Annotated in this window: 10 protein-coding genes; 6 read left to right on the forward strand and 4 right to left on the reverse strand. The window is 30.5% G+C overall.

Annotated features, from left to right (window positions below):
• Nucleotides 1-40: 40 nt before the first annotated feature.
• Complete coding sequence (locus tag KPL38_RS01470; protein ID WP_216285936.1) at nucleotides 41-1,366, forward strand: glycosyltransferase; 1,326 nt, start codon at nucleotides 41-43, stop codon at nucleotides 1,364-1,366.
• Between the two features lie 40 nt (nucleotides 1,367-1,406).
• Nucleotides 1,407-2,624 (forward strand): hypothetical protein, encoded by a 1,218-nt coding sequence (locus KPL38_RS01475; protein ID WP_216285938.1) that lies wholly within the window; start codon nucleotides 1,407-1,409, stop codon nucleotides 2,622-2,624.
• 106 nt (nucleotides 2,625-2,730) lie between these two features.
• On the opposite strand, the gene KPL38_RS01480 is transcribed toward KPL38_RS01475, so the two are convergent.
• The 4 genes from KPL38_RS01480 to KPL38_RS01495 form a co-directional block, all read right to left on the reverse strand.
• On the reverse strand, nucleotides 2,731-4,071 hold the full coding sequence (locus tag KPL38_RS01480; RefSeq protein WP_216285941.1) for a right-handed parallel beta-helix repeat-containing protein: 1,341 nt from the start codon (nucleotides 4,069-4,071) through the stop codon (nucleotides 2,731-2,733).
• Between the two features lie 139 nt (nucleotides 4,072-4,210).
• Complete coding sequence (locus KPL38_RS01485; protein WP_216285943.1) at nucleotides 4,211-5,545, reverse strand: right-handed parallel beta-helix repeat-containing protein; 1,335 nt, start codon at nucleotides 5,543-5,545, stop codon at nucleotides 4,211-4,213.
• Nucleotides 5,546-5,758: 213 nt separating this feature from the next.
• The gene (locus KPL38_RS01490; protein WP_216285944.1) at nucleotides 5,759-7,123 is read right to left on the reverse strand and encodes a right-handed parallel beta-helix repeat-containing protein; all 1,365 of its coding nucleotides are present in this window, start codon (nucleotides 7,121-7,123) and stop codon (nucleotides 5,759-5,761) included.
• Between the two features lie 32 nt (nucleotides 7,124-7,155).
• Entirely contained in the window at nucleotides 7,156-8,049 is an 894-nt protein-coding gene (locus KPL38_RS01495) for a right-handed parallel beta-helix repeat-containing protein (RefSeq protein WP_216285946.1), read from the reverse strand.
• A 768-nt stretch (nucleotides 8,050-8,817) separates the two neighbouring features.
• On the opposite strand from KPL38_RS01495, the gene KPL38_RS01500 reads away from it, so the two are divergent.
• From KPL38_RS01500 to KPL38_RS01515, 4 genes are all read left to right on the forward strand, one after another.
• Nucleotides 8,818-9,486 (forward strand): sugar transferase, encoded by a 669-nt coding sequence (locus KPL38_RS01500; protein ID WP_216285948.1) that lies wholly within the window; start codon nucleotides 8,818-8,820, stop codon nucleotides 9,484-9,486.
• A gap of 220 nt (nucleotides 9,487-9,706) precedes the next feature.
• On the forward strand, nucleotides 9,707-10,912 hold the full coding sequence (locus KPL38_RS01505; RefSeq protein ID WP_216285949.1) for a glycosyltransferase: 1,206 nt from the start codon (nucleotides 9,707-9,709) through the stop codon (nucleotides 10,910-10,912).
• The gene (locus KPL38_RS01510; protein ID WP_216285957.1) at nucleotides 10,909-11,607 is read left to right on the forward strand and encodes an acyltransferase; all 699 of its coding nucleotides are present in this window, start codon (nucleotides 10,909-10,911) and stop codon (nucleotides 11,605-11,607) included. Before KPL38_RS01505 ends, KPL38_RS01510 begins: the two co-directional genes overlap by 4 nt.
• 79 nt (nucleotides 11,608-11,686) lie before the next feature.
• On the forward strand, nucleotides 11,687-12,706 hold the full coding sequence (locus KPL38_RS01515) for a radical SAM protein (protein ID WP_216285959.1): 1,020 nt from the start codon (nucleotides 11,687-11,689) through the stop codon (nucleotides 12,704-12,706).
• Nucleotides 12,707-12,912: the final 206 nt, after the last annotated feature.

A 12,912-nucleotide genomic window follows, 5' to 3' on the forward strand; every position in this document is an offset into this window, starting at 1 on the left:
ATTCCGCAGCGGAGGATTAACTAAATATTCCGTAGATCTTATGAAAAATCAAATTAAAAATGGTGACGAGGTATCATTACTTTACCCTGGAAGTTTTTTACTTAATGCAAAATTACGCCTTATTAAGAATAAGCCATATAAAGGTATTTCGGTATATGAGATATTAAATCCTATCTCTATTCCATTATTAAGTGGAATACCAAATCCTGAAGATTTTTTGAAAAACGTAGATGTGAATATTTATATCGATTTTCTAACACAATTAGGGGTAGAAGTTATACATATTCACACGTTAATGGGCCTTAATAAAGAACTTATTGAAGCTGCGAAGAAGTTAAATATAAAAACTTTATTCACATCTCATGATTATTTTGGAATATGTCCAAAAGTTAATCTTATTAATTTGCAAGGGTCAATATGTAAGAATTATGATAATGGGAAAAATTGTATAGCATGTAATGAAAATGGCTACAGTAATTCTTTAGTATTTTTAATGCAATCAAAGCTGTATCGATATTTAAAGAACAGTTCTATTATAAAAAAATTAAGGTCATATAAACATAAACTAGTTAGGAATAAAAACCATGCTCTATCTAATGCTAAAGTGATAGAAGATAAAAAAAATGAAAGTGCACCTTCTGCGAGTGCGTATGTTAATTTAAGAAAATATTACGTAGATATATTAAATAATATTGATTTTATCCATTATAATAGCAGTGTAGCAAAACTTACATATGAGAAATATATAGATAATGAAAATAGTAGAGTTCTTAATATTACTCATTCAAATATAAAGGATAATAGAATACAAAAGAAGAGTAATAGTAATGAACCATTAAAAATAACATATATCGGATCTATAGAAAAGTATAAAGGGTTATATTTTTTACTGGATGTACTTGAAAAATTATTGATAAATAATATCAATGGATGGAAATTAAACATCTATGGTAAAAATGTAAATATAAACACTGAAGAATTTTTAGGGAAAGTAAACATAAAGGGTACTTATGATTATTCGCAGTTAGAGGATATATTCAAAAATACAGATTTATTGATAGTACCAAGTATTTGGTATGAGACATTTGGGTATATAGCACTAGAAGCATTTTCCTATGGTGTACCTGTAATTATAACAAACCTTGTAGGATTTAAAGATATGATAGTTCCTGAAGTTACGGGTATTGTTATCAAAGCATCAGAGGATGAATTATACGGTAAGTTAAGAACATTAGTAAAATACAGACAAAAATTATCATATATTAATCACAATATACTTGATTTGTTAGGTGTTTATACAATGGAGAAACATACTAAGGATATAAAGAGATTGTATACTAAATTGAGGAAGGCTATTCACTTATAGGTGGATAATCGAAATATTAAAGAAATGGAGAAATAGCTAAATGGAAATATTAATGGCCTTATTGTATTGCTTTCATCAGATGTTTGCAAATTTACCGTTTGTCAGTAAAACTTTAACTGGCAATTTAGATCTTTTTTATGCTTTAGGCATAGTTGGGATTATTTTTGTTATATTTAAAAGAAAAAGAGATATTTCACTGTTACTAATATGTGCTTTACCTATTGTGTGTTATGGTATTTTCCAAGCTATGATTATAGAAAATGTGGATGTACAAAAGCTTATGGTTAATATTTCTAAAGTAACTATATGCGTTTCTTTAATGATTTTGGCATCTCAAAAAATTAAAGATTTTAAAATTAAAAAGTTCATTGATTATGTATGTAGAATTTATTTAATACTTACACCAATAGCAATCCTTTTTAAGTCGAATGATTATTTATGGAGGCTTCATGACACTGTAAATAAATACAGCCTTGTAAGATTAAATCTATTTTATGTAGAACCTAGTGAACTAGGATTCCATTTATCTTTTATAATTATTATATTAATGTATCTAATTATTAAGGAAAAAGCTAGGAAGATACGAAGTAAATACATAATCTATATTATAGATTGCTTAGCATTACTAGCATTATCAGGAGCTTACGGATCTACAATAATGCTTATTGGGACTATAACATTTGTGTCATTTGTAATAATACTTGCAAAGATGAATTATAAAAATATCTTAGTTGGATATGCATTAATATTTATTTTTACGATTGTGACAGTGTTATTTGTTGTAACCAAATCATCAATCTATATGAGAACAGTTGATACGTTAAATGGGAAAGATAATTCCAATAGTTACAGAGTAGGTGTTACTCAAAAGTTCACCTCTACTGCAATAACTAAAACTAATGGTATTGGAGTAGGTCTTGGAAATCTAAATACAGACAACACAAGGAAGGTCTTTGCGTCAACAGGTATGACTGCAGTAGTTGCAGCATCATATCCATATTTTATAGCTGAGGGTGGAGTATTTGGGATAGTATACATTGTTTTATTACTTACATTGTTAACTGTTAATGTAGGGATAAAGAGAAATATGCTCCTGGCAAACTTACTTTTATTTAGTTTCCTATACCAGATTTATGGGGGCTATTTCACAAACCCGGTGAATTGGATTATATATGGATTAATACTAAGCAGGTGGACACCCGACCAGATTGAGTTAGAAGATAAAATGGATTTAGACATAAGAAAAGAGATAATTTAAAAAATTATCTCTTTTCTTTTGCTATAAATATTAAATCCAAGGCATTTGTACTTTACCTGAAAGCCTACCGGCTTGAAACCTTCTTGGTTGGAATTGTTAAGATTTATTATTTTCCAATGGTCATTTTAGCATACTCATGAAGTCCGGTTTTATAACCGGTTATTTTATTACCATCTATTTTGTTGTGTTGATCTGTATTTGATGTTGAATAAATACCACTTTTAGCTATGGTTCCAATGCTTGAACTTATAATATTATCTTTTATTTTAATATATTGAGGCTGTTTTTTACCATTTGAATCAAGTAATATTCCATTACCCTTTTCTACTGCATCATTAGCTTTTTTGCCATTTGTATTCTTTATATTATTACTTAATACAGTGCATTTATAACTTCCGGAGGTTATATTAATACCATTGTTTTGAGCAGACAATACTTTGTTACCTATGCAGGTTGTTTGAAATGTATCAAACAAAGTTATTGCGCCGAGGTTTCCAACGCCAGCTTTTGATTCTTCTACAATATTATTTTTGACAATATTGTTATTTGATTGCCATATTTCGATTTGATTGAATCTGTTATTCTTGCAAGTGTTTCCTATAAGAGAGTTCCCACTGGTAACTTTCTGGTTACCACCATAGATTGTAGCACCTTCCTGACCATTGCCCTCGCATTGATTATTGCTTGCCACTGAATTTGTGGTACCTTTTCCAGTTCCTGAATTATAGGCAAATATTACACCTTGCCCACCACTGTTTTTTAAAATATTATTTGTTACTTTGATGTTTGTTCCGTTTAAACAATAAACATGACCACTTATTTGTTCCTTTGAATAACCACCAAAAACTTTAGGATTATCAAATTTATTTTTATCAATTGTAATGTTTTTACTATCCTTATCTATCAATACTCCATATTTAAGTATGTCGTAGAAAGAAGAATTAATAACCGTGCAGTCACTTGATTGAGAGAAGTTAATTGCTGCAAAGTTAATCTTATTTGTAAATTTGCAATTTGCTACTTTAAGTCCTTTTTTCCCAGCAACGCTTATTGCTGTATTACAATTTTGAAAGTCTATTCCTCTAAAACTGTTATCATTACCTACAGAGAATAATGTATTTTTGCCAATGCCTTTGATTATGGCATTATTTTCAGCAACTAATTTTATCCCATCTTTTAATTTAATAGTATTCTGTAGGTTATAGTTACCCTTTGGTAATGTTATTGTACTACCCTTAGGATAAGAATCTACCATTTTCTGAAAGGCAGTAGTGACATCAGTTTTTCCAGTTATGTCAATTGAATATTTCTTAATACTCTGGTTGCTAACATTAGGTACTGGTTTGTTTGTCTTCTTTGGTTTAGTAATAATTACAAATATCGATGCAGCTAGTGCAACTAATATTATTATCACAATTATAACTGTTTTGTTTTTTATAAGTTTCATATATTCACCCTTTATTTTCGTATTAGTAATTTTGATATAACATCAACAGGCTGTAGCCTGATTGTACTATAGTATAACCATTGGTTCAATACTAATACTTGGTAACTATTTCAATGAAAATTTTTAATAAAAAATTGGCTTAATTCACACCACATGTCATCTTGGCATAGGAGTGGAACCCAACTTTGTAACCTGTTATTGTATTTGTATCTATTTCGTTATGGTTATCGGAATTAGAGGTTGAATAGATACCACTTTTATCAATAATTCCTTTACTTGAACTTATTTTATTATTATTTATTGTTATAAATTGAGGTTGAGATATTCCGTCTGAATCAAGTAATATTGCATTACCTTTCTCTGCTACCTCAGTATTATTTCTCCCATTTGTATTAGCTATGTTATTACCTGTTACAGTGCAGTTATAACTTCCAGCTGTTATATCAATACCGTTATTTTGTGAGGACAATACTTTGTTTTCAGAGCAGGTTGTTTTAACTACAGAAAACAGACATATAGCTCCCAGGTTCCCACTGTTAGATGCTGATTCTTCAACTGTATTGCCACGAACAACGTTATTATTAGCTTGCCATACTTCTATTTGATTAAATCTATTATTTTTGCAAGTGTTTCCTATAACTGAATTTCCACTGGTGATTTTCTTGCTACCACCATAAACAGTGATACCTTCTTGACCATTGCCGGTGCACTTATTATTTTTTGCCACTGAATTAGTTGTACCTTTATCAGTTGTTGAATTGTAACCAAAAATTATACCTTGGCCACCACTATTTTTTATAACATTGTTTGTTACATTAACTTTTGTACCATTCATGCAATAGACATGACCACCTATTTGTTCCTTAGCATACCCACCAAAAACTTTAGGATTATCAAAACTATTGTTATCGACTGTAATACTCGAACTATCCTTATCTATTAAAACTCCGTATTTATGTATATTGTAGAAATATGAATATTTAACAGAGCAATCGCTGCTTCCATAAATATTAATTCCTGAATATTTAATGTTATTTATGAAGCCACAGCTTATTACACTAAGTCCTTTTTTGTATAGAACACTTATTGCTGTAGAGCAATTTTGAAATTCTATATCTTGGAAAGTGTTATCATTACCAGTCCAAAATAATGTATTAGTACCTATGCCTTTAATTTTTACATTATTATTTGAGGCAATTAATTTCATCCCGTTTTTTAACTTAACAGCGCTTGTAAATTTATATGTACCTTTTGGTAGATTTATAGTACTGCCACTTGGCAAAGAGTCTACCATCTTTTGAAATCTGACTGAAGTATCCGATTTACCTGTTAAATCTAAGTTGTAATTACCAGCATCTATTGTTATAGGATTATTAGTAGACTTAGATGTTTGGGAAACATTTGCCGCGATGTCAGCAGCAAATGTTGTAACCACAAAGGGACCTACACTTGATAAAGAAATTAATATAACCATCGCGGTTATACCTTTTTTTATATTATTTTTTAAAATATAAAATCACTCCTCTTATCGACAATTCAGAAGGAAGGTCTACCACTACTATATGTTGCGGTGAATTACTATAGTTAAAATAAATCTTAAGCGGGATCTAAATCTCCTTCTAAAGTCGTTTATTGCGGCACCGCAGGTGATGATTGATCTCAGGGGCGAGGTAAATCTACGGTTAGTTTATATCCCACAAGTGGCAAGAGCGTACCAGTGCACTCCATATTTATAGCCTGTTACTAGGTTACTATCTATTGTGTTATGGTGATTGACGTTAGAAGTTGAGTACACAGCACTTTTAGCTATAATACCATTACTGGAGCTTATTTTATTATTCTCTATTGTTATGTATGCAGGATCAGCTACTCCATTCCAGTCTAGTAATATTCCATTACCTTTCTCAGCTTTATTAATATCATCACTTCTATTTGTATCAGCTATAAAATTATCTGATACGGTGGTGTGCGTTGTTCCGGCAATTATTGCAATACCATTTGTTTGAGATGACAATACATTGTTACTCGTGCAGGTTGTTCCAGTTGTAGCAAAGAGGCAAATAGCTCCTAAACTTCCACGACCAAATATTGATTCTTCTACAGTATTGGATCGTACAGTGTTATTATCTGATTGCCATACTTCTATCTGATTAAACCTGTTATTTATAGATGTATTGCCAATAACAGAATTACCACACGTAACCTTTTTGCTTCCACCATAAATAGTGACACCTTCTTGACCATTTCCTACGCATTGATTATTGCTTGCGATAGAACTCGTTGTACCTTTTCCTGTTGTTGAATTATAACCGAAGATTATACCTTGCCCACCACTGTTTTTTATAATATTGTTTGATACTGTAATTCTAGTTCCATTTAAACAATAAACATGTCCACCTACTTGTTCACTACTATAGCCACCAAAAACTGTAGCGTTATCAAAACTATTGTTGTCAATTGTAATATCAGAACTATCGTCATCAATTAAAACTCCATATTTATGAATACCTGAGAAATATGAATTTGTAACTGAGCAATTGACTCCACCATAAAAATTGATAGCTGCATAATCAATGTTATTTGTGAATCTGCAGTTTACTACATTAACTCCAGTTTTTTGAAAGACACTTAAGGCTGTAGCACAGTTTTGGAACTCTATACCCTGGAAGCTGTTGAAATTACCTGCAGAAAACAAGGTGTTATTACCTATCCCTTTAATTATAACATCATTAGATGCATCTATGGTCATATTATCCTTTAATTTAACAATGTTCGACAATTTATACGTTCCTTTTGGCAATTGTATAGAACTGCCACTAGGAAAAGAATTTATCATTGATTGAAACTGAACTGAAGTGTCCGTTGCTCCAGTTGTATCTAAGTTGTAAGTTCCAGCATCTATTAAAGTAGGACTGGTGGTATCAACAGAAGTAACTGAAGAACTAGGTGCTAAACCCACAGCCTTCGTAGTAGTTGCAAATGGACTGACACTTGATAAAGAAACTAGCATTATGATTGTCGTTACCTTAATATAAATATTTTTTTTTAACATTTTAATCACTCCTCGTAATTTTTTCAGGTTGTTTATTTACCACATGTATTATTAGTAATAGTATTAAAGCTACTAAGTTTCTTATTTCCACCATAAGTTGTAATGCCTTCTTGACCATTGCTTATACATTGATTATTGCTTGCAACTGAATGTGTTGTACCTTTTTTAGTCGCTGAGTTGTAGGAGAAGATTATTCCTTGCCCACCACTATTTTTTATAATATTGTTTGTAACATAGATTTTTGTACCACTTAAGCAATAAACATGGCCGCTAATCTGAGCGTACCTATAACCAGCAAAAACTTTAGCGTTGTTAAAATTGTTTTTACTTATAATTACGTTAGAACTGTTGTTATCAATTAAAATTCCGTATTTATGTATATCATAAAAGTATGAATTAGTGACCGATGAGGAGCTAGCTCCGTAAAAATTGATTGCCGCATAATGAATATTATTAGTGAATCTACAGCTCATTACATTAAGCCCTTTTTTCTGAAAAACACTTAAAGCTGTAGCGCAATTCTGAAATTCTATACCTTGAAAGCTGTTAGAATTACCAGTAGAAAATAAAGTATTTTTTCCTGTGCCAATAATTACTACATCATTAGATGCAATTAATTTCATGCCATTTTTTAATCTGATAGTGTTAGAAAACTTATATTTACCTCTTGGTAATTTAATTGAAGTCCCACTAGGAAAAGAATTTATCATTTTCTGAAAGGCAGACGCTGTATCAGATGCTCCGGTTACATTTAGTTTGTAAGTTTTAGCATTTATTATTTTAGTAGAAGTAATAGACTTCGAAATACTAGAAGAATTAGTACTTAAGGTAGTAGCATTTGTAGTAGTTAGAAGGGGACTAAGACTTGATATAGAAATTAACAGTATAATTGCGGTTATAGTCTTTTTAACATTGTTTTTTAACATATTTATTCACTCCTCAATTGTAGCCTTTATTATCATTAGTAAGTATAAAAAAATTAGGGCAATTAAATCATCTCCTGCGGAGCTGTAGTTTAACAACTTCAGAAGGAGATTTAAACTCCCACTGATGTTTTATTTTGCTAGGATAGTTAACTCCCACTTGTAGGAGTGGGAGACTTTCCTTCTGAAATGTCGTTAAATACTGCCATCATTAAACTTTATCGTTAATAATCTATTTCTCTTTAGGTTTTTTAAAATTAATTACTATTAATCTATAATTATAATTTTTTTTAATAGGTTGTAGGTAAATAGTAATAAGTTATATACATTTTATATGAATATAATCTTACGATTAATTACACATTAAAAATACAATTATATGTATAAAGTTGGATATTGATAAAATCTTTAATTATATACAATAAATAATATTGAAATTTACTAGTTATTGTTTTATTCTTATTAGCAAAATTGTATAAAAATCATATTAAGTCGATAGATGTAGAATAATAAAACGTTGGTATATAAGGCTTTACAAGCGGTTTAAAAAGGCGGATTAATTAGAGATTTGATGAAAAATGAACTATATGTATATTAGTGGGCGAATTTGGTAAATATAGAACTTGCCATAAAATTTTAAAAGTTATACAATGAATTGAATTGATTTGTATAAATTAGTATAATAAGAATTTACAATTTGATCATAAATTGATGGGGAAAAATATATAAATTTAGTGGTTAGATAAATAGGTATGGGGGGGCAAAATTTAAATGCAACAATTGGAAAGAAATTCAAGCGTAACACATGTAGAGATTGTTCGTGAATACGATAAAAATTTAGGATATTTTATAACTAAAAGAATAATTGATATTATAGGTGCTTTATGTGGAATTTTAATAATGAGTCCAGTACTGATTGTTGTTGGTATTTGGGTTAAGTTAGATTCGAAGGGACCTGCTTTTTTTGCCCAGAATAGAGTTGGAAAAGATGGCATGCAATTCAAAATGTATAAGTTTAGATCTATGTGTATGGATGCAGAAGGTCTTCTGGACAAGCTTCGTAAAGATAATGAAATGTCAGGGCCTATGTTTAAAATAAAAGAAGACCCAAGAATAACAAAAATAGGAAGATTTATAAGGAAAACAAGTATAGATGAGTTACCTCAACTTTTTAATATATTAAAAGGCGAAATGTCGATAGTTGGACCAAGACCAAGTTTGCCAAAAGAAGTAGCACAGTTTACAGCTTTCCAAAAACAAAGGCTAATTGCAAAACCAGGTTTAACTTGTTATTGGCAGGTAAGAGGAAGAAATAATATTGGATTTGATGAATGGATGGAAATGGATGTTGAGTACATAGAAGAAAGAAATACATTCATAGATATAAAACTTATTTTCAAAACGGTGGGGGTACTGTTTGGAGATGAGGGTGCGAGGTAAAATCCGAGCATTTGAAGAATGATGTAGAAAATGCATATGTTATGTGTATTAATTATGATAGGTGAAAATATAGGATGAAACTTAGAGAAAAAAATTTCATGAATGATTTAAAAAAATTATAATATATTTTTAAGATGCTAAACAAAAATTGATTATAATAAAATTTAATGGGGCTAATATTAATTATTTAGTATTTTTATTAAGTAGAGGTGGTTATGATATGAAGATTTTGATGGTGAATAAATTCCTCTACCCCAACGGAGGTTCAGAGACATACATATTTAAGTTGGGTGAATACTTAACATCAGTTGGACATGAAGTACAGTATTTTGGAATGGAGGATGAGAGAAATATTGTTGGTAATAATGTTGGTAGTTATACTAGTAACATGGATTTTCACGGTGGTTCTATTTCAAAATGTATATATCCTTTTAAAACCATATATTCTTTTGAAGCAAGGAAGAAAATAAGAAAGGTACTTGATGATTTCAAGCCTGATGTGGTTCATTTAAATAACATTAACTTTCAACTTACGCCATCAGTTATTTATGAAGTCAAGAAAAAGAGAATCCCCTTATTTCAAACAGTACACGATCCTCAAGTTGTTTGCCCTAATCATCGCTTATACATAGAAAAAAAAGAAATAGTTTGCGATAAATGTATTAGCGGACGATACATGAACTGTATGAAAAACAAGTGTCTAGATAACTCAATAATGAAAAGTTTTATTGCTATGGTGGAGTCTTACATATACCATACTTTAAAAACTTACAACAAAATTGATAAATATATTTGTCCAAGTAAGTTTATGGCAGGTAAATTGATAGAAGGAGGTATTAATTCATCACAAATTGATGTTATGCATAATTTTTCCGATAAAGTTGTGACCACATGTCAACATAAAGCTGGAGAAAAATATGCTTTATACTTTGGTAGAATCAGTATAGAAAAAGGCATTAAAACTTTGATACAAGTATGTAAAGAACTTCCAGAAATTAAATTTATTTTTGCTGGAAGTGGTCCATTATCAGATAGCCTACATGGTATCAAGAATATAGAATATGTAGGATTTAAAAAAGGAAAGGAATTACGAGACTTAATAGAAGAGGCTGTGTTTACTGTATATCCGTCCGAATGGTATGATAATTGCCCACTTTCCATTATAGAATCTCAAGCATACGGAACCCCAGTTATTGGGGCCGATATTGGTGGTATACCTGAATTAATTATTCATAACCATACTGGTCTGATTTTTGAGAGCGGTAACAAATTAGAATTAAAGAAGGCTATAAAACGTCTTTACACTGATGACGATTTGGAAAAACAAATGATTAAAGAATGTTTAAGTCAAAAAAACAATAGTATTGATATATATGCTGACAAACTTATTTGCAAATATCAACGTATGATGGAGGCGAAAGCATGAATAGGTTTGTTTCATGGTTAATTAGCAAGATTAAAAAGAGAGAATATAAGATAGATGAGAATCTCACATCTAGTGTACTAATAATGATTTTGTTTAATAAAATGATAATGGTAATTAGAGGCTCGTATCATAAATTGTTATTTAAAAATTCAAAAGGACTTGTTTTTATCGGGAAAAGAGTAAGAATAAAATCCCATAAAAATATTATTTGCGGAAGTGGTATGACTATAGAGGATGATTGTTTTATTAATGCTTTATGTAAAAAAGGAATGGTTATAGGTAATAACTTTTCCTTGGGACGAAATAGCATGATTGAATGCACAGGTGTTATTCGTGAGTTAGGCGAAGGTATTACTATTGGAAATAATGTAGGTATAGCTGCAAGTACGTTTTTATCAGTAAGAGGTAGAGTCACCATCGGCGATAATACTATATTTGGTCCTGGTGTTAAAATTTTTTCCGAAAATCACAATTTTAAGGACTTAGAAATACCAATTTATTTGCAAGGCGCAACAAAACTTGGTATTGATATTGGTGAAGACTGTTGGATTGGTGCAAATGTTATTATACTTGATGGTGTACACATTGGTAAAAAAGTTATTGTAGCGGCCAGTGCAGTGGTCAATAAAGACATCCCAGATTATGCAATTGTGGGAGGTATACCTGCTAAAATTTTAAAAATGAGAAATCAGTAATGAACTCAAATTTTAATATGGCTTAATGAAATATTAATATTAATATAAAACAATTCATATAGAAAAGAGGACGTAAAAAATGGCAAAGAGAACATTATATGGCTCAATTATTATTACTTATAGATGTAATGCACATTGTACTATGTGCGACTGTTTTAAGGATCCCACTAAACCAGAAGAGGAGATTGACTTGGCAACGCTAGAAAAATTACCTGAAATGGCATTTACTAATATTACAGGTGGTGAACCATTTATTAGAAAAGACATACACGATATTGTCAGACTTCTATATAAGAAGACAGACCGTATAGTAATATCTACCAATGGTTACTTTACTGATAGAATAGTTAAATTATGTAAGGAATTTCCGCAAGTTGGTATTCGTATCAGTATTGAAGGATTACAAGAAACGAATGATAAGATTCGTGGCATCCCAGATGGATTTAACAGAGGCTATGGTACTTTAAAAAAATTAGTAGAAATGAATCACAAAGATGTTGGATTTGGTACAACTGTTCAGGATATAAACTGCAAAGATTTAGTACCACTTTATAAGATAGCAGATAAATTGAACATGGAATTTGCAACGGCCACATTACATAACTCATTCTATTTTAGAAAAACGACAAATAGGATTGATGATAAATATAAAGTTTCAAAGGCTTTTGAAGATTTAATTAATCAACTATTAAAATCAAAATCTCCAAAAAAATGGGCAAGAGCTTATTTCAATCATGGGCTTATTAATTATATCTATGATAAACCGAGATTACTTCCTTGTGATATGGCAAGTAGTGCATTCTTTACGGATCCATTTGGAGATGTTATTCCTTGTAATGGAATGACTAAGAAAATGTCAATGGGTAACCTTCATGAAAATACTTGGGATGAAATTTGGAATTCTGATCAGGCAGCGCAGGTTAGAAAGTGTGTTGAAAATTGTGAGAAAAACTGCTGGATGATTGGAAGTGTAGCCCCAGCTATGAAACAGAGAATTTGGATACCGGGCTGGTGGATTATAAAGCATAAGTTATTTATGGGCAACAAGTATAAATTAAGTGAGAATAATTTCATACCGGAAGTAGCTGAAAAAAAATAACATGATAATATACTAATATGATATTAATGAAACTGGTGGATACAATGTAAGGTAGTACTTGGTTTTGGGGGCTATATTGGATATGTGAAAATTAGGATAGTGTTAACTATCTTATGAAAAAACATTAACTGGAATAATTAGGATGTGGATTTTGGATTGTAACTCAAAAATATTAATAGAAATATCTCAAGACATGTGTACTATCT

The organism is Clostridium psychrophilum, from assembly GCF_018861705.1.
Lineage (GTDB): Bacteria > Bacillota > Clostridia > Clostridiales > Clostridiaceae > Clostridium_AD > Clostridium_AD psychrophilum.